The organism is Pseudomonas sp. AG1028 (assembly GCF_007993955.1).
In the GTDB taxonomy this organism is placed as follows: domain Bacteria; phylum Pseudomonadota; class Gammaproteobacteria; order Pseudomonadales; family Pseudomonadaceae; genus Aquipseudomonas; species Aquipseudomonas straminea.
In genome coordinates, this window is sequence record NZ_VIVP01000002.1 from 29,471 (window position 1) to 45,542 (window position 16,072).

The 16,072-nt window shown below is 62.7% G+C and carries 18 protein-coding genes; 9 read left to right on the top strand and 9 right to left on the bottom strand.

The features are described 5' to 3' along the window. Positions 1–5: 5 nt before the first annotated feature. From lepB to pdxJ, 6 genes are all read left to right on the top strand, one after another. Positions 6–860: a signal peptidase I gene (lepB, locus tag FB481_RS03105; RefSeq protein ID WP_093502441.1), complete on the top strand. Its 855-nt coding sequence runs from the start codon at positions 6–8 to the stop codon at positions 858–860. Between the two features lie 106 nt (positions 861–966). Continuing rightward, complete coding sequence (locus tag FB481_RS03110) at positions 967–1,344, top strand: DUF4845 domain-containing protein (protein WP_013792325.1); 378 nt, start codon at positions 967–969, stop codon at positions 1,342–1,344. Next, positions 1,341–2,030, top strand: coding sequence for a ribonuclease III (gene rnc / locus FB481_RS03115; RefSeq protein ID WP_013792324.1), 690 nt, complete (start codon positions 1,341–1,343; stop codon positions 2,028–2,030). The genes FB481_RS03110 and rnc overlap by 4 nt, the downstream gene beginning before the upstream one ends. Beyond that, on the top strand, positions 2,023–2,925 hold the full coding sequence (gene era / locus FB481_RS03120; protein ID WP_147175050.1) for a GTPase Era: 903 nt from the start codon (positions 2,023–2,025) through the stop codon (positions 2,923–2,925). Before rnc ends, era begins: the two co-directional genes overlap by 8 nt. Before the next feature lie 49 nt (positions 2,926–2,974). Next, positions 2,975–3,673: a DNA repair protein RecO gene (gene recO, locus FB481_RS03125; protein ID WP_147175051.1), complete on the top strand. Its 699-nt coding sequence runs from the start codon at positions 2,975–2,977 to the stop codon at positions 3,671–3,673. After that, positions 3,666–4,409, top strand: a complete 744-nt coding sequence (pdxJ, locus tag FB481_RS03130; protein ID WP_147175052.1) for a pyridoxine 5'-phosphate synthase — start codon at positions 3,666–3,668, stop codon at positions 4,407–4,409. Before recO ends, pdxJ begins: the two co-directional genes overlap by 8 nt. Before the next feature lie 15 nt (positions 4,410–4,424). Here the strand turns inward: pdxJ and cmoB are convergent, their stop codons facing one another. The 5 genes from cmoB to metR all read right to left on the bottom strand — a co-directional run bounded on the left by cmoB (position 4,425) and on the right by metR (position 7,998). Next, the gene (gene cmoB / locus FB481_RS03135) at positions 4,425–5,393 is read right to left on the bottom strand and encodes a tRNA 5-methoxyuridine(34)/uridine 5-oxyacetic acid(34) synthase CmoB (protein WP_093502432.1); all 969 of its coding nucleotides are present in this window, start codon (positions 5,391–5,393) and stop codon (positions 4,425–4,427) included. Next, positions 5,390–6,166, bottom strand: coding sequence for a carboxy-S-adenosyl-L-methionine synthase CmoA (gene cmoA, locus FB481_RS03140; RefSeq protein WP_167363109.1), 777 nt, complete (start codon positions 6,164–6,166; stop codon positions 5,390–5,392). The genes cmoB and cmoA overlap by 4 nt, the downstream gene beginning before the upstream one ends. Before the next feature lie 83 nt (positions 6,167–6,249). After that, positions 6,250–6,642 (bottom strand): protease inhibitor I42 family protein, encoded by a 393-nt coding sequence (locus FB481_RS03145; protein WP_093502428.1) that lies wholly within the window; start codon positions 6,640–6,642, stop codon positions 6,250–6,252. 76 nt (positions 6,643–6,718) lie between these two features. Further along, on the bottom strand, positions 6,719–7,048 hold the full coding sequence (locus FB481_RS03150) for a DHCW motif cupin fold protein (protein WP_093502426.1): 330 nt from the start codon (positions 7,046–7,048) through the stop codon (positions 6,719–6,721). A gap of 29 nt (positions 7,049–7,077) precedes the next feature. Further along, entirely contained in the window at positions 7,078–7,998 is a 921-nt protein-coding gene (gene metR, locus FB481_RS03155; protein ID WP_147175053.1) for a transcriptional regulator MetR, read from the bottom strand. Positions 7,999–8,209: 211 nt separating this feature from the next. Between metR and FB481_RS03160 the strand changes: the two genes are divergently transcribed. Further along, positions 8,210–9,199, top strand: coding sequence for an alpha/beta fold hydrolase (locus FB481_RS03160; RefSeq protein WP_147175054.1), 990 nt, complete (start codon positions 8,210–8,212; stop codon positions 9,197–9,199). On the opposite strand, the gene glpD is transcribed toward FB481_RS03160, so the two are convergent. From glpD to FB481_RS03180, 4 genes are all read right to left on the bottom strand, one after another. Beyond that, positions 9,123–10,718, bottom strand: a complete 1,596-nt coding sequence (gene glpD, locus FB481_RS03165; RefSeq protein WP_147175055.1) for a glycerol-3-phosphate dehydrogenase — start codon at positions 10,716–10,718, stop codon at positions 9,123–9,125. The two genes, FB481_RS03160 and glpD, sit on opposite strands and share 77 nt — an antisense overlap. A gap of 249 nt (positions 10,719–10,967) precedes the next feature. Next, positions 10,968–11,723: a DeoR/GlpR family transcriptional regulator gene (locus tag FB481_RS03170; RefSeq protein WP_027909947.1), complete on the bottom strand. Its 756-nt coding sequence runs from the start codon at positions 11,721–11,723 to the stop codon at positions 10,968–10,970. A gap of 81 nt (positions 11,724–11,804) precedes the next feature. Beyond that, positions 11,805–13,301 carry a glycerol kinase GlpK gene (gene glpK, locus FB481_RS03175; protein ID WP_093502417.1) on the bottom strand — a complete coding sequence of 499 codons (1,497 nt, stop codon included), beginning with the start codon at positions 13,299–13,301 and terminating at the stop codon, positions 11,805–11,807. A gap of 69 nt (positions 13,302–13,370) precedes the next feature. Beyond that, complete coding sequence (locus FB481_RS03180) at positions 13,371–14,219, bottom strand: MIP/aquaporin family protein (protein WP_147175056.1); 849 nt, start codon at positions 14,217–14,219, stop codon at positions 13,371–13,373. Between the two features lie 345 nt (positions 14,220–14,564). Here FB481_RS03180 and ybaK point away from each other — a divergent pair, with 345 nt between their 5' ends. Both ybaK and FB481_RS03190 read left to right on the top strand, forming a co-directional pair. Next, the gene (ybaK, locus tag FB481_RS03185; RefSeq protein WP_147175057.1) at positions 14,565–15,032 is read left to right on the top strand and encodes a Cys-tRNA(Pro) deacylase; all 468 of its coding nucleotides are present in this window, start codon (positions 14,565–14,567) and stop codon (positions 15,030–15,032) included. 193 nt (positions 15,033–15,225) lie between these two features. Beyond that, complete coding sequence (locus FB481_RS03190) at positions 15,226–15,984, top strand: ABC transporter substrate-binding protein (protein ID WP_256662698.1); 759 nt, start codon at positions 15,226–15,228, stop codon at positions 15,982–15,984. Positions 15,985–16,072: the final 88 nt, after the last annotated feature.

Sequence of the window (16,072 nt, forward strand, 5' to 3'; positions counted from 1 at the left end):
GGCCTATGTCATTCAATTTTCCGCTGTTGCTGGTCATTGCCGTCGCCGTGTGTGGCACCCTGGCCTTGTTCGACCTGGTATTCCTGGCGCCGCGGCGTCGTGCAGCGATTGCCAGCTACCAGGGCAAGGTCGAGCAAGTCGACGACGCAGTGGTCGAGAAGCTCAACAAGGAACCCTTGCTGGTCGAGTACGGCAAGTCGTTCTTTCCGGTGCTGGCCATCGTACTGGTGCTGCGCTCCTTTCTGGTTGAGCCGTTCCAGATTCCATCCGGCTCGATGATCCCGACTCTGGAAGTCGGCGATTTCATCCTGGTCAACAAGTTTGCCTACGGCATTCGCCTGCCGGTGCTGGACACCAAGGTGATTGAAGTCGGCGACCCGCAGCGCGGCGACGTCATGGTGTTCCGCTACCCGAGCGACCCCAACGTCAACTACATCAAGCGCGTCATCGGCCTGCCGGGTGATCACGTGCGCTACAGCAGTGACAAGCGCCTGTTCATCAATGACAAGCCGGTGGCCGAGCAACTGATTGGCGAAGAGCCGGGCAGCCTTGGCAGCGCCACGCTGTACAACGAGCGCCTGGGCGATGTGGAGCACCGCATCCGCAAGGAGATGACCCGCTACCGTGCCGAGCCCGGCAAGGAGTGGACCATTCCTGAAGGGCACTACTTCATGATGGGCGACAACCGCGACAACTCCAACGACAGCCGTTACTGGAACGACCCGAATATCCCCAAAGACGTACTGGGCATGGTTCCGGATCGCAACATCGTCGGCAAGGCGTTCGCCATCTGGATGAGCTGGCCGGATCCGAAGTTCAAGACCCTGCCGAACTTCTCCCGTGTCGGGCTCATTCACTGATCTGATGAAAATTTGCGGCGCCGTTCAATACGACGCCGCCAGCTATCTATAGTCTTGTCATGCGCGCGAAGCGCATCGGACTATCTGGATACTTTTGGGGATTAACATGAAATTCGCACGCTCGCAGCAGGGCTTGTCGATCGTCAGTTGGCTGGTGGTACTGGCTGTCGTGGCGTTTCTGGCTAGCACGGCGTTCAAGGTGGTACCGCATTACCTCGACTACATGTCGATGGAAAAGATCATCACCTCCGTGGAAACCGACCGCCTGCAGGAAGTCAGGACGGTGGGCGATTTCTACAGCCACGTCAGCCGTGGCATGACGGTCAACAGCATCCGCGACCTGAACATGCAGGATGCACTTAAGGTGACCCAGGATGGCAACGAGTTTCTTGCCCACCTCAAGTATGAAAAACGTGAGCACCTGATCGAGAACATCGATCTGGTGGTTAATTTCGATAAAGAATTTCGTGTGCGTATGCCGTGAGTGTTTCGTTGACCCGCCTCGAGCGCCAGCTCGGGCATAGCTTCAAGGACCAGGATCTGATGATCCTGGCCCTGACCCATCGCAGTTTTGCCGGACGCAACAATGAGCGTCTGGAGTTCCTCGGTGATGCCATCCTCAATTTCGTCGCTGGCGAGGCGCTCTACGAGCGCTTCCCCCAGGCCCGCGAAGGCCAGCTGTCGAGGCTGCGCGCGCGGCTGGTGAAGGGCGAGACCCTGGCCGTACTGGCGCGCGGTTTCGATCTTGGTGAGTACCTGCGCCTGGGCTCCGGTGAACTGAAAAGCGGAGGTTTTCGCCGCGACTCGATTCTGGCCGACGCCCTGGAAGCCCTGATCGGCGCCATCTACCTGGATGCCGGCATGGACGTCGCCCGCGAACGCGTGCTGGCCTGGCTGACCAACGAGCTGGACGGCCTGACCCTGGTCGACACCAACAAGGACCCCAAGACCCGTCTGCAGGAATTCCTGCAGTCGCGTGCTTGCGAGCTGCCGCGTTACGAGGTGGTCGATATCCAGGGCGAACCCCATTGTCGGACATTCGTGGTCGAATGTCAGGTCAATCTACTCAATGACAAGACCCTGGGCCAAGGCGCCAGCCGCCGGATCGCCGAACAGGTCGCGGCAACTGCCGCGCTGATCGCCCTGGGTGTGGAGAACGGCAATGACTGATTCGCCCGTAACGCGCTGTGGCTATGTCGCCATCGTTGGCCGGCCCAACGTGGGCAAGTCGACGCTGCTCAACCACATTCTCGGTCAGAAGCTGGCGATCACCTCGCGCAAGCCGCAGACCACTCGCCACAACATGCTCGGCATCAAGACCGAGGGTGACGTGCAGGCGATCTACGTCGATACGCCCGGCCTGCACAAGAATAACGACAAGGCGATCAACCGCTACATGAACAAGAACGCCTCGTCGGCCCTCAAGGATGTCGACGTGGTGATCTTCGTGGTTGATCGCACCCGCTGGACTGACGAGGACCAGATGGTGCTCGAGCGCGTCCAGTACGTCGAAGGCCCGGTGATTCTGGCGGTCAACAAGACCGATCGCCTGGAAGACAAGGCCGACCTGATGCCGCACCTGCAGTGGCTGGCGCAGCAGTTGCCCAATGCCGAGATCGTGCCGGTTTCGGCGCAGCAGGGGCACAACCTCGATGCCCTGGAAAAGCTGGTGGGCGAACGTCTACCCGAGGGCGTGCACTTCTTCCCGGAAGACCAGATCACCGACCGTTCCGGGCGTTTCTTCGCTGCCGAGCTGGTGCGCGAGAAGATCATGCGTCAGCTCGGTGCCGAGCTGCCGTACCAGATCACCGTGGAGATCGAGGAGTTCAAGCGCGAAGGGCGGATCATGCATATCCATGCACTGATCCTGGTCGAACGTGACGGTCAGAAAAAGATCATCATCGGCGAGAAGGGCGAGCGCCTCAAACGCATTGGCCAGGAAGCGCGCAAGGACATGGAGCCGATGTTCGACACCAAGGTCATGCTCAACCTGTGGGTCAAGGTGAAGAGTGGCTGGTCCGATGACGAGCGCGCCCTGCGTTCGCTCGGTTACGACGATATCTGACCCCGGCATCCGCCGCGCCGCGGCTGGCTCACTCAGCGAGTTTCTTCCCATGCTTGCGCCCAGCCAGCCCGCCTATGTCCTGCACAGCCGCGCGTACCTCGAGAGCAGCGCACTGGTCGACTTCCTGACCCCGCAAGGCCGTTTGCGCGCCGTGTTGCGTGGCGCGCGGGGAAAGGCTGGCAGCCTGGCGCGGCCGTTCATTCCCCTGGAGCTGGAAACCCGCGGCCGTGGCGAGCTTAAGAACGTCGGTCGCCTGGAAGCCGCTGGCATTCCCAACCTGCTCACCGGCGAGGCGCTGTTCAGCGGCCTGTACCTAAACGAGTTGCTGATTCGCGTGCTGCCCGCCGAAGACCCGCACCCGGTGATCTTCGAGCATTACGCCATGAGCATCCTGGCGCTGGCCCAGGGGCGGCCGCTGGAGCCGATCCTGCGCGCGTTCGAATGGCGGCTGCTCGATGAACTCGGCTATGGTTTCGCCCTCGACAGCGACGTACAGGGCAATGCCGTGGTCAGCGACGGCTTGTACCGGTTGGAGGCCGACAGCGGCTTCCTGCCCATCGGCCATTGGCAGCCCGGGGCCTTTCTCGGTAGCGAATTGCTGGCCATGGCCGATGCGGACTGGAGCACGCCCGGTGCCCTGGCCGCGGCCAAGCGCCTGATGCGCCAGGCACTCGCCCCCCATCTCGGCGGCCGACCTCTGGTCAGCCGCGAATTGTTCATGACGCTCAAGGAGCCGACTCGTGACTGAAGCCAACCGTGTTTTGCTGGGCGTGAATATCGATCACGTCGCCACGCTGCGCCAGGCGCGCGGTACCCGCTATCCCGATCCCGTAAAAGCTGCGCTGGACGCCGAAGAGGCGGGCGCCGATGGCATCACCGTGCACCTGCGTGAAGATCGCCGGCATATTCAGGAGCGCGACGTGCGCGTGCTCAAGGAAGTCATGCAGACGCGCATGAACTTCGAGATGGGCGTGACTGACTTCATGCTCGCCTTCGCCGAGGAGATCCGCCCCGAGCACGTGTGCCTGGTGCCGGAAACCCGCCAGGAACTGACCACCGAAGGTGGCCTGGACGTCGCCGGCCAGGAAGCGCGGATTGCCGCGGCAGTAACTCGCCTGGCGGCCGTTGGCAGTGAGGTTTCGCTGTTCATCGATGCTGACCCGCGGCAGATCGAGGCGAGCAAGCGCGTCGGCGCACCGGCCATCGAATTGCATACCGGGCGGTATGCCGATGCGCACACGCCGCAAGAAGCGGCTGCCGAGCTGCAACGTATCCGAGAAGGGGTCGCCCTGGGCGTGTCGCTGGGGCTGATCGTTAACGCCGGCCACGGTCTGCATTACCACAACGTCGAGCCGGTCGCGGCGATCCCCGGTATCAACGAGCTGAACATCGGCCATGCGCTGGTCAGCCACGCGCTGTTCGTCGGCTTCAAGGAAGCCGTGCGTGAAATGAAGCAGCTGATCCAGGGCGCAGCGCCGCGCTAAGCGGCGCTGCTTCCATCAGGGCTTGCGGGCGACCATCACGGCGCGGCGTGGCGCCGGCAGGCCTTCGACGGTGCGGTGGTGGTCGAGTGGGTCGAGGAATTCGGGCAGCGACTGGTAGCGCATCCACTCGGTGCTGCGCTGCTCTTCGACCGAGGTGACGCTGACGTCCACGCAGCGCACGTCAAGGAAGCCGGCGCGGCGCAGCCATAGCTCCAGCGCCGGCACCGACGGCAGGAACCACACATTGCGCATCTGCGCGTAGCGGTCTTCGGGGACCAGCACCTGCTGGGCGTCGCCTTCCACCACCAGGGTTTCCAGCACCAGTTCGCCACCCTTGCGCAGGCAGTCCTTGAGTTCGAGCAGGTGGTCGACGGGCGAGCGGCGGTGATAGAGCACGCCCATTGAAAACACCGTGTCGAAGCCCAGCAGCTTCGGTGGCAGCTCTTCGATACCCAGCGGCAGGTGCCAGGCGGGCAGATCCGGCAGGTAGTTCTTCATCGCCAGGAACTGGCAGAGGAACAGCCAGTTCGGGTCGATACCGACCACGCTGCGGGCGCCGGCGCCGAGCATGCGCCACATGTAGTAGCCATTGCCGCAGCCGACGTCGAGCACGCGTCTGCCTTCGAGACTCAGATGCGGGGCGACGCGCTGCCATTTCCAGTCCGAGCGCCATTCGGTGTCCACGTGCACGCCGAAGGTACGGAAGGGGCCTTTGCGCCAGGGAATCAGGCCGCGCAGGGCACTGTCCAGCGCGGCTCGGGTGGCGTCGTCACAGGGGCCATCGAGGCGGAAATCCTCTCGGAGGTCGATTTGCTCGGCACTCAGTGCCGGTAAGGCTTCGACCGCGGCGTACCAGCGCTGCAGGTCGCCGTGACCGATGGCCAGCTTGGCGTCGATCTGCGCGGGCAGGTCGGCGCTCCAGTCCTGCAGAGGTGTACCGGCCAGCTCGGCCTGCAGGGCGTCAAGATCCATGCGGCGCATCATGGCAGAGCCACCAGGGAGGCGAAGTTCAGGCACTGGAACCACGGCACCACCTTGCTGAAGCCAGCAGTGTGCAGGCGTTCGCGGTGCTGTTCGAGGCTGTCGGGCAGCATGACGTTTTCGATCGCGCTGCGCTTCTGGGCGATTTCCAGTTCGCTGTAGCCATTGGCTCGCTTGAAGGCGATGTGCAGGTCGGTGAGCAGAGCATGTTGTTGCTCGTCTTCGAAGCGCAGTTTCTCGGAGAGGATCAGCGCGCCACCGGGTAGCAGGGTATTGCGAATACGGCTCAGCAGCTCCAGGCGGTTTTCCGGGGCAATGAACTGTAGGGTGAAATTCATCGCCACCAGGGAGGCGGGCTGCCAGTCCATGGCGAGAATGTCGGCTTCGATGACGTCGACCGGCAGCAGCTCCTGGAACATGGCGTCCTGGGCGTGCAGGTACTCGCGGCAGCGCTCGACCATGGCGCTGGAGTTGTCCACGGCGATCACCCGGCAACCGTCCGCCTGTACGTGGCGGCGCAGCGCCTGGGTGACGGCGCCCAGTGAGCAGCCCAGGTCATAGAGCAGGCTGCCGGGCTGGGCGAACTGGCCCGCCAGCACGCCGATGTTCTCGACGATGGTCGGGTAGCCCGGCACCGAGCGCTTGATCATGTCGGGAAAGACCCGGGCCACGTCCTCGTTGAAGACGAAATCCGGCACCTGATCCAGTGGCTGGGCGAAGAGTTGGTCGGGCTGTCTGTTCACGGTCGGTCTGCATGGCGCTGGAAAGGCGCGCATTTTAGCCAAGTCCGGCGATTAGCCAAACCTCGCTGCAGGCCTGATGCGATGCTCGGCCTGCGTGGGTTTGTAGAAATGCTCGCTTAGCGCACGCGGATCTGGCAATCAAAGGTGTCGGCCGGCGCGGTGCTGGTGTCCCAGGGCTGGGCGTAGGTCAGCAGCAGCTGCGCCTCGCCGGGCTCGGTGGCCTGGAAGCGCCAGGTGGAGTGGCCGTCACCGCCGACCAGATCGGAGTCTTCTTCGCTGCTGTAAACCTCGGGCCCCAGGGCCTTGAGCACCGCGGCCGCGTCTTCTTGGACCGTCCAGCGATAGCCGGTGGTGGGGTTGCTCGGCAGGCTGAGGATCAGCTGCTGGCCCGCGTGCAGGACGATCGGGCACTGGCTCTGCTTCTGCACCTGCAGGGTTTTCGAGGGGCTGGCGCAGGCACCCAGCAGAACCAGGCCGGCGATAACGGGCAGACGATAGGCGTTGATCATGACGGGCTCCAGGCGCAAAAAACGACCGCCAGCATAACGGCAGAACGGCGAGGCTGTAACCCGTCGGCGGCCCGATTCAGTCGACGATGAACAGGCGAGCGCCGGTGCTCGTCGAGCTGCGGTGCGCCTCGGCGCCATCGGCGACCTGATAACTCATGCCAGGGGTCATCACGAAACGGCGGCCGTCTTCGAGTTCGGTATGCAGCTCACCCTCCAGGCAGAGCAGGATGTGGCCCTTCTTGCACCAGTGGTCGGCCAGGTAACCCGCCGTGTACTCGACCATGCGTACGCGCAGCGCGCCGAACTGGCAGGTACGCCAGTAGGCGGTGCCGGTTTCGCCAGCATGTTCGGTGGCTTCGATCTGGCTCCAGTCGGTGACGCCGAAGGGGATATCGCTGATGTTCATGGTGAAGCCCTGAGATGCTGTGGAAAGGATTACTGCCGGGCGACGCTGACGCCTTCGAGATTGGCGAACGAGGTGTCCTTGGCGGTGAGCAGGAAGTCGCGCATGAACGGCGCATCGAGCATGTCGGTGCGCACGCCGGCGTAGAGCGTGGCGAACAGGCCCTTTTCGCCCAGGCGCTTGGCGGTCACGTAACCGCGCGAGCTGTACTCGTGCAGCGCCCAGTTGGGCAGGCCGCAGACACCGCGACCGCTGGCCACCAGCTGCATCATCATCACCGTCAGCTCGGAGGTGCGTACTTGGGCCGGCTCGATGTCGGCGGGCTCCAGAAAGCGGGTGAAGATGTCCAGGCGATCACGCTCCACCGGGTAGGTGATCAGGGTTTCCTTGAGCAGGTCGTCAGGGCGGATGTAGGGGCGACTGGCGAGGGCGTGCTGGTTGGCCACCGCCAGCATGGCTTCGTAGGTGAACAGCGGCACATAGGTGATGCCGGACAGCTCTACAGGATCAGATGTCACCACCAGGTCCAGATCGCCACGGGCCAGAGCGGGCAGCGGCGCGAAGGAGAAGCCCGATGCCAGATCCAGCTCGACTTCCGGCCAGGCATCGCGGAACTGGTCGATGGTCGGCATCAGCCATTGAAAGCAGCTGTGGCACTCGATCGCCATGTGCAGGCGACCGGCCGTGCCGCCGGCAAGACGCGACAGATCGCGCTCGGCGCTGCGCAGCAGAGGCAGTACGGCGTCGCTCAGCTGCAGCAAGCGCAGCCCGGCGCTGGTGAAGCGCACCGGCTTGGTCTTGCGCACGAAAAGCTGCATGCCGAGGCGCTCCTCGAGTTCCTTGAACTGGTGCGACAGCGCCGACTGGGTCAGATGCAGGCGGTCAGCCGCTTCGACCAGGCTGTCGGTTTCCCGCAGGGCGTGGAGCGTCTTCAAATGGCGGATTTCGAGCATTGAGTTACCTGCAGGTGATTCAACTGCGCCTGAATTAAAATGAGCGCTGTTCATGAACGGCAGTGTCGCCTAGCGACTGGCCGCTGTCGAGTCGCGTCTCGATTTTCCGTTTGGCAGGTTTCATCAAACTGTCACCGTTTTATGGCAGCGAGCCGTACGCCATCACTGCAACACTTGCCTGCTATCCGGCTTATCGTTCGTGGAACTCATGATGCGCATCGTTATTTTTCTGGCTGCCTTGCTGGGCAGCTTGTCGTGCATGGCGGCTGATGTGTGCAAGGTCGGCACGGGTGTCGAACGCGTGTCCGTGGGCGACGTGAGTCTGGCCTACCAGAGCATCGGTCGTGACAGCGATCCGGCATTGCTGCTGGTCATGGGGCTGGGTGGGCAACTGATCCATTGGCCGGATGACGTGGTCGAGCAGCTGTGCGAGAAGGGTTTCCGGGTGATTCGCTTCGATAACCGGGATGTAGGCCTGAGCAGTTGGAATGCCAAGGCGCCCGAGGCCAATTTAGCGTATGAGGTGCTGCGCTACCGGCTTGGACTGTCGGTCGGCGCGCCCTATCGGCTGCGCGATATGGCCGGCGATGCCCTGGGTTTGATGGATGCGCTGGGAATTCGGGATTTCCATCTGCTGGGCGCGAGCATGGGCGGGATGATCGCCCAGCACATCGCCGACATGGCGCCGCAACGAGTGCGCAGCCTGACCCTGGTGATGACCAGCTCAGGCGCCCAAGGCTTGCCGGCACCCAGCCCGGCGCTGCTAAAGTTGCTGGCGCGCCGCGAGGCGCCGAGCCGAGAGGTGGCCCTGGAGCAACAGGCGGATTTGCTGGCCGCGTTGGGCAGTCCGGCTGTGGTGGATGACCGAGCGATGCTCTTGCATCAGGCTGAAGTAGCCTACGACCGCGCCTTCAATCCGGCAGGCGTAGAACGGCAATTGTTGGCGATTCTTGCCGAGAGCAGCCGGGTGGATTTGCTAAACCGGCTGCAGGTGCCGACGTTAGTGGTGCATGGCACCGCCGACCCGCTGCTACCGGTGATGCACGGCGTGCATGTTGCGGCGCATATTCGCGGCAGCGAGCTGCGGCTCATTCCCGGGCTCGCTCACCGCTTTCAGGAGCGCTTCAAGGCGCCGTTGCTTGCCGCGGTACTGCCACACCTTCAAGCGCATCGGCTGGACGCGCGACTGGTACAGCTGTAAGCAGGGCTGGCGCGGTGGGCGCCAGATAGGCTTCCAGGCGGGTGCGCTCGGCGGTCGTCAGGAACAGGCCCAGCTTGCTGCGGCGCCAGAGAATGTCGTCCACCTCGGTGGCCCATTCCTGCTCGCGCAGGTAATCCACCTCGCGGGCGTACAGGTCATGGCCGAAGTGTTCGCCCAGGCCGCTTTCGCTCTGCACGTTTTCCAGCAGCAGCCAGGTACGGCTGCCGTAGGTGATCGCCCAGCGCTTGGCCAGCTCGATGTTCAGCCAGCTGTGGCGAGCACGCAGCGCTTCGATAAGGTTCTCGCGGCTCTGCATATTCTCGCCGCCCGGCAGCGGCGCATCGGCGGTCCAGCGCGCCTTCATGTTCGGGAAGAACGGCGCCAGCTGCGCCATCGCCGACTCCGCCAGCTTGCGGTAGGTGGTCAGCTTGCCGCCGAACACCGAGAGCAGCGGCGGCTCGCTACCTTGGGCCGACAGCGACAGGGTGTAGTCGCGAGTGATGGCCGATGGCTCATCGGACTCGTCGTCGCACAGCGGACGCACGCCGGCGTAGCTGTGAATGATGTCGTCACGGCTCAGGGATTTGCGGAAGTGATCGTTGACCACCTTGAGCAGGTAGTCGGTTTCTTCGTCGCTGATGCTCACGGTGGCCGGGTCGCCCTGGTACTCGCGATCCGTGGTGCCGATCAGGGTAAAGCGATCCAGATAGGGGATGGCGAAGACGATGCGGCGGTCCTCGTTCTGCAGGATGAAGGCCTCCTTGCCGTCATACAGGCGCGGCACCACGAAATGGCTGCCCTGAATCAGGCGGATGCCATAGGGCGATTTCTGCTGCAGATCGTCACGGATGAAACGCGCTACCCAGGGACCGGCGGCATTGACCAGCGCCTTGGCGCGAATCGAGAAGCGGCTGCCATCGGCGCGCTCCAAGTCCACTTCCCAGGCGCCCTGGTTGCGGCGTGCGCTGACGCAACGCGTATGGGTGTGGATATGGGCACCGTTCTCGCGGGCGGCCATGGCGTTGAGCACCACCAGGCGGGCGTCGTCGACCCAGCAATCGGAGTACTCGAAGCCCTTGGTGATCTCGGGCTTCAGCGGGCTGTTGGCGCCAAAGCTGAGGCCACGCGAGCGCGGCAGCGCCTTGCGCTTGCCCAGGTTGTCGTAAAGAAACAGGCCAGCACGGATCATCCACGCCGGGCGCAGGTGCGGGCGGTGGGGCAGGATGAAACGCATCGGGCTAACGATGTGCGGTGCTTTGGCCAGCAGCACTTCGCGCTCGGCCAGGGCTTCGCGCACCAGGCGGAACTCGTGGTGCTCCAGGTAGCGCAGGCCACCGTGAATCAACTTGCTGCTCGCCGACGAGGTGTGGCGTGCGAGATCGTCCTTTTCGCAAAGGAATACCGAGAGGCCGCGACCTGCCGCATCACAGGCGATACCGGCGCCATTGATGCCGCCGCCCACGACGGCAATATCGTAAACCTCGGACAGCGGGCTGTTGGTCAGGCTGGATGTGGACATCGTCGGGGCCTCGTCTAGCGTTTGTATTTTCAAATCGAACATAAATGTTCATTTCCGAAAATATTAGCGCATGAATAGTTACGCATCCAGTGGTGTTCGATCAAAAAGAGCCAAGGAATGCGCTGGAATGAAAATTCACGAACATAATTACAGATGCCCGGCCGCCGAGAAGGTTCGCCCGATGTTCGAATAGGAATAAAAAATGACACGCACCCGAGCGAGGAATCGCTCAGGTGGTGGGAGGAGGGGTCAGACGACTTCGAGGCGGATCTTATGCTGATCCAGCAGTTGGCACAGGCCGGGAACCGGCTGTTCATCGGTGACCAGGCAATCGATCAGACTGATCGGGCCGAGGCGGATCATCGCGTTGCGGCCGAACTTGCTGGAGTCGGCGGCCAGAATCACCTTGCGGGCATTGGCGATGATCGCCTGGGAGACGCGCACTTCCTGGTAATCGAAATCCAGCAGGCTGCCGTCTTCATCGATGCCGCTGATGCCGACCAGGGCGAAGTCGACCTTGAACTGGTTGATGAAATCCACACTGGCCTGGCCCACCAGGCCGCCGTCGCGACGCACGTTGCCGCCGGTGAGCAGCACGTCGAAGTCATCCTTGGCGGCAAGCATCGAGGCGACGTTCAGGTTGTTGGTGATGATCTTCAGGTGGCTGTGGTTGAGCAGCGCCCGGGCGATGGCTTCGGTGGTGGTGCCAATGTTGATGAACAGCGAGGCGTGGTCGGGAATCTGCGCGGCTACCGCTTCACCGATGCGCTGTTTTTCCTGGCGCATCTGGTCGGCGCGCATCGCATAGGCGGTGTTCTCGACGCTGGAGTCGTAGGCGGCGCCGCCATGGTAGCGGCGCAGCAGGTTGGCATCCGCCAGCTGATTGATATCGCGGCGGATGGTTTGCGGAGTTACGACGAACTGGGTGGCCAGCTCCTCGATGCTGACATAGCCGCGTTCGCGGATCAGATCGAGGATTTGCTGCTGGCGAGGGGGCAGATTCATTGAATGTCCTTCGGGCCGCACGGAATTGCATCATGATGCCGCACGAACCTGCTCACTGCCAGTGACAGCCGTGGCTGTGGCTCACTTCTGTTCTTCGTGGGGCTGCCAGTCGCGGGTGCGATCGACGGCCTTTTTCCAGCCTTCGTAGAACTTCTCCTTGTCCGCGTCGGCCAGTTGCGGCTCGAACTCGCGCTCGATCACCGCCTTGCCGCGCAGCTCGTCCAGGCTGCTCCAGAAACCGGTGGCCAGACCCGCCAGGTACGCGGCGCCTTGGGCCGTGGTCTCGCGCATTTGTGGGCGCTCCACGTGGGTGCCGAGAATGTCGGCCTGGAACTGCATCAGGAAGTTGTTGGCCACCGCGCCACCGTCCACGCGTAAGGACTTGAGGCGCTCGCCGGAGTCCTGCTGCATGGCGTCGAGCACGTCGCGGGTCTGGTAGGCGATGGACTCCAAGGCAGCGCGGATGATGTGGTCGATCTTCACGCCACGAGTCAGGCCGAGCAGGCCGCCACGGGCGTAGGGGTCCCAGTAGGGAGCGCCTAGGCCGGTGAAGGCCGGGACCAGGTACACGCCGTTGCTGTCCTTGACCTTGCCGGCGAAGTACTCGGTGTCGTAGGCGTCGTTGACCACCTTCAGTTCATCACGCAGCCACTGGATGGTGGAGCCAGCGTTGAAGATCGCGCCTTCCAGCGCATAGGCCGGCTCGCCACGCGGGCCGCAGGCGATGGTGGTGAGCATGCCGTGCTGGGAGTGGACCGCCTTGTCGCCGGTGTTCATTAGCAGGAAGCAGCCGGTGCCGTAGGTATTCTTTGCCTGGCCGGGCTCGACGCACATCTGGCCGAACAGCGCGGCCTGTTGGTCGCCGGCGATACCGGCGATGGCGATGCCGCTCTTGGTATGGCCATAGACTTCGGACGAGGACTTGACCTCCGGCAGCATCTCGCGGGGGATATCCAGCACCTCCAGCATCTTGGCATCCCACTCGCGGGTGTGGATGTTGAACAGCAGGGTGCGCGAGGCGTTGGTGTAGTCGGTGACGTGCACCTTGCCACCGGTGAATTTCCAGATCAGCCAACTATCGATGGTACCGAACAGCAGTTCACCCTTGCGGGCGCGTTCGCGGCTGCCTTCGACGTGATCGAGAATCCACTTGAGCTTGGTGCCCGAGAAGTAGGGGTCGGTAACCAGGCCGGTGGTTTCCTTGATGTATGGCTCCAGGCCGTCGCGCTTGAGCTGCTGGCAGATCTCGGTGCTGCGTCGGCATTGCCAGACGACGGCGTTGTGGATCGGTCGGCCGGTATTCTTGTCCCACACCACGGTGGTTTCGCGCTGGTTGGTGATGCCGATGGCAGCCACCTGGTCATGGTGCAGCCCAGCCTGGGCCAGCGCTTCGACCATCACCGCGCTCTGGGTGGCGAAGATTTCCATGGGGTCGTGCTCGACCCAGCCGCTTTGCGGGTAGTGCTGGGTAAACTCGCGCTGGGCGATGCACACCACGTTGGCATCGCGATCAAAAATGATCGCGCGGGAGCTGGTAGTACCCTGGTCGAGGGCAATGATGTAGTTCTTGTCGGTCATGTCGATTGCCTTGAGGTGAGCGGAGGACAAAGTGGCATGCGTCTCCAGTGGATCCACACGCCGTTGAAATCAGGATGCTTTGACGTCGCGGGCGGTCGCACGTTCTGCCACGGGCGCCTCGACGGTGCTGGGCAGGTGACGGGCTACCAGGGTGCGGTATGCCAGGGCGCCGAGGCTGGCGCCCAGGATTGGCGCGAAGATCGGCACCAGGAAGTAGGGAATGTCACGGCCGCCGGTGAAGGCGATCTCGCCCCAGCCCATGAAGAAGGTCATCATTTTCGGGCCGAAGTCCCGGGCCGGGTTCATGGCGAAGCCGGTCAGCGGGCCCATGGAGCTGCCGATCACGGCGATCAGCAGGCCGATCAGCAGAGGCGCCATTGGGCCGCGTGGCAGACCGTTGTTGTCATCGGTCAGGGACATGATCAAGCCCATCAGGATGGCGGTGATTACTACTTCGACCATGAATGCCTGGCCGGTGGACAGTACCGGATTGGCGTAGGTGGAGAACACCGAGGCCAGTTCCAGGCTGGCCTGGGAGCCGCGCACCATCTGGTGGGTCTGCTCGTACTCGACGAACAGACCGCTGTACAGGGTGTAAACCAGCAGCGCACCGCAGAAGGCGCCGGCGATCTGGGAGACGATGTAGAAGGGCAGCTTGCGCTTTTCGAAACCTGCGAAGATGCACAGGGCGATACTCACCGCAGGGTTGAGGTGCGCACCGGACACGCCAGCCGTGAGATAGACGGCCATGCTGACGCCGACACCCCAGATGATGCTGATTTCCCACAGGCCGAAACTGGCGCCTGCGACCTTGAGGGCGGCAACGCAGCCGGTGCCGAAGAAGATCAGCAACGCCGTGCCCAGGAACTCGGCCATGCATTGGCCCGACAGCGTGGGTTGTTGTAGCGCAGTAGTCATGGGGAAGCCTCGTTTTTGTTGTTTTGAGGCGCTGGTGTCAGGTACGGCAACCCACTTTAGAACGGGGCTGCGTTTGCACCATTGCCATCGGAGTAAACGGAACTCTATGTGTTCGTAATCGAAAAAATTAGTTCTACTTTTCTCGTATTGTCAAAAAACGAACCACGCATGGCGGCTGATATTTTCGATATCAAACGCGTATACAGTTCAATAGGTCAGTTTCGCGAGGGATAGGTTCCGTTGTGAAACAAGTTTTGTCGCAGTCTGAAGATTGGCCCAGCGCTTGCCGGGCCGCGGCGCTAGAATCGCCGGGCCGTTCGCCCTTTCCTGCCATCCGGAGGCTTCATGACGCCTGCATTGAATCTCTTGAAGAAGGTTGGTGCCACCCACCGAATCCACAGTTATGAGCATGACCCCAAAGCCGCTTCCTACGGGCTGGAAGCCGCCGAGAAGCTAGACCTCGAGCCGGTGCGGGTGTTCAAGACATTGCTGGCGGCCAGCGAGAAGGGCGAATTACTGGTGGCCGTGGTGCCGGTGGTCGGCAGTCTAGACCTAAAGGCTCTGGCCCAAGCGGCCTGCGTGAAGAAGGTGGACATGGCGCCGGTCGATGCCGCGCAGCGTGCCACCGGGTATCTGGTCGGTGGCATTAGTCCTCTGGGCCAGAAGAAGCGTCTGCGTACCTTTATCGATAGCAGTGCGGGCAATTTTCCGACCATTTATGTGAGTGCCGGGCGACGTGGGTTGGAAGTCGAACTGAGCGCCGAGACGCTGGCCGAGCACACCCAGGCGCAGTTCGCCGATATCGGTCGCTGATATAAAAAATCTGTGACGTGTCCGGCAACCGTATGCCGGAATACCGCGCGCCAGGCTTGAAGCAGGCTCCAGAGGCTGGCACTGTCGGCTTCGCTTTCGCCTCACGGGCTGGGAGCGCAGCGGTGTACAAGGAATGGGGCGGCTATGGCGTCCCCGGCAGGAGGCTAGGCGAGCGGTGAAAGGTTTGGGTTGGATGGCGAAAGGCCTGTTGGTAGCGGCGTTGTTGAGCACCGTCAGCGTGCGGGCTGAAACCTTGATCATGGAGGCCGATGTCTGGTGTCCGGTCAATTGTGCGCCTGAGGCCGAGCGGCCGGGCATCTTCATCGAGCTGGCCACGCAGATCTTCGCCGAGGCTGGCATCCAGGTCGAATATCGCGTCACCAACTGGGCGCGCGCCGTGCAGGATGTGCGTAGCGGTCGTGCCAACGCTCTGGTCGGCGCCGGCGTACGCGACGCGCCGGATTTTCTGTTCGGCAAGCACTCGCCCGGCATTTCCCGTAACTGTTTCTACGCCCGGCCCGGTACCGGCTGGCGTTACACCGGGCTGGATTCGCTGGCCCAGGTTCGCCTGGGTGTGATCAACGGCTACAGCTATGGTCAGGAGCTCGACGACTATATAAGCCGTCATCAGCGTGACCAGGAACGCTTGCAGTTGGCGGCGGGCGAGCAGGCGCTGGCGCTGAACGTGCGCAAGGTCGAACTGGGGCGCCTGGATGCGTTGCTGGAAAATACCTGGATCATGGCCATGTACCAGGACCAGCACGGCAATCACGATGATCTGCTCGAAGTCGGCTGTCGGGTGCCTGACGTGCCGATCTACATCGCCTTTTCCCCCGTGCTGTCCTCCAGTGCCCGCTATCGCGATATCTTCGACGAAGGCGTGCGGCGTTATCGGCAAGACGGTCGCCTCGACGCCCTGCTGCAACGCTACGGCATCCATACCCAGCCCTGATCGCGCTGTTGCGCCGTATTGGCGTCGCGCTGTATCGCAGCCAGGCGGCGCGTTGCAGGCAAGCTGAGCCATCCGTCATCTTCAAGGA

What these genes read in the sequence shown, in the direction of transcription:
- ybaK (WP_147175057.1), top strand. Translation starts at nt 14,565, where the DNA reads ATGACGCCTGCATTGAATCTCTTGAAGAAGGTTGGTGCCACCCACCGA.
- cmoA (WP_167363109.1), bottom strand. Translation starts at nt 6,166, where the DNA reads ATGCGCGCCTTTCCAGCGCCATGCAGACCGACCGTGAACAGACAGCCC.
- era (WP_147175050.1), top strand. Translation starts at nt 2,023, where the DNA reads ATGACTGATTCGCCCGTAACGCGCTGTGGCTATGTCGCCATCGTTGGC.
- lepB (WP_093502441.1), top strand. Translation starts at nt 6, where the DNA reads ATGTCATTCAATTTTCCGCTGTTGCTGGTCATTGCCGTCGCCGTGTGT.
- FB481_RS03180 (WP_147175056.1), bottom strand. Translation starts at nt 14,219, where the DNA reads ATGACTACTGCGCTACAACAACCCACGCTGTCGGGCCAATGCATGGCC.
- metR (WP_147175053.1), bottom strand. Translation starts at nt 7,998, where the DNA reads ATGCTCGAAATCCGCCATTTGAAGACGCTCCACGCCCTGCGGGAAACC.
- FB481_RS03160 (WP_147175054.1), top strand. Translation starts at nt 8,210, where the DNA reads ATGCGCATCGTTATTTTTCTGGCTGCCTTGCTGGGCAGCTTGTCGTGC.
- FB481_RS03145 (WP_093502428.1), bottom strand. Translation starts at nt 6,642, where the DNA reads ATGATCAACGCCTATCGTCTGCCCGTTATCGCCGGCCTGGTTCTGCTG.
- FB481_RS03190 (WP_256662698.1), top strand. Translation starts at nt 15,226, where the DNA reads ATGGCGAAAGGCCTGTTGGTAGCGGCGTTGTTGAGCACCGTCAGCGTG.
- glpD (WP_147175055.1), bottom strand. Translation starts at nt 10,718, where the DNA reads ATGTCCACATCCAGCCTGACCAACAGCCCGCTGTCCGAGGTTTACGAT.
- FB481_RS03170 (WP_027909947.1), bottom strand. Translation starts at nt 11,723, where the DNA reads ATGAATCTGCCCCCTCGCCAGCAGCAAATCCTCGATCTGATCCGCGAA.
- FB481_RS03110 (WP_013792325.1), top strand. Translation starts at nt 967, where the DNA reads ATGAAATTCGCACGCTCGCAGCAGGGCTTGTCGATCGTCAGTTGGCTG.
- recO (WP_147175051.1), top strand. Translation starts at nt 2,975, where the DNA reads ATGCTTGCGCCCAGCCAGCCCGCCTATGTCCTGCACAGCCGCGCGTAC.
- cmoB (WP_093502432.1), bottom strand. Translation starts at nt 5,393, where the DNA reads ATGATGCGCCGCATGGATCTTGACGCCCTGCAGGCCGAGCTGGCCGGT.
- glpK (WP_093502417.1), bottom strand. Translation starts at nt 13,301, where the DNA reads ATGACCGACAAGAACTACATCATTGCCCTCGACCAGGGTACTACCAGC.
- FB481_RS03150 (WP_093502426.1), bottom strand. Translation starts at nt 7,048, where the DNA reads ATGAACATCAGCGATATCCCCTTCGGCGTCACCGACTGGAGCCAGATC.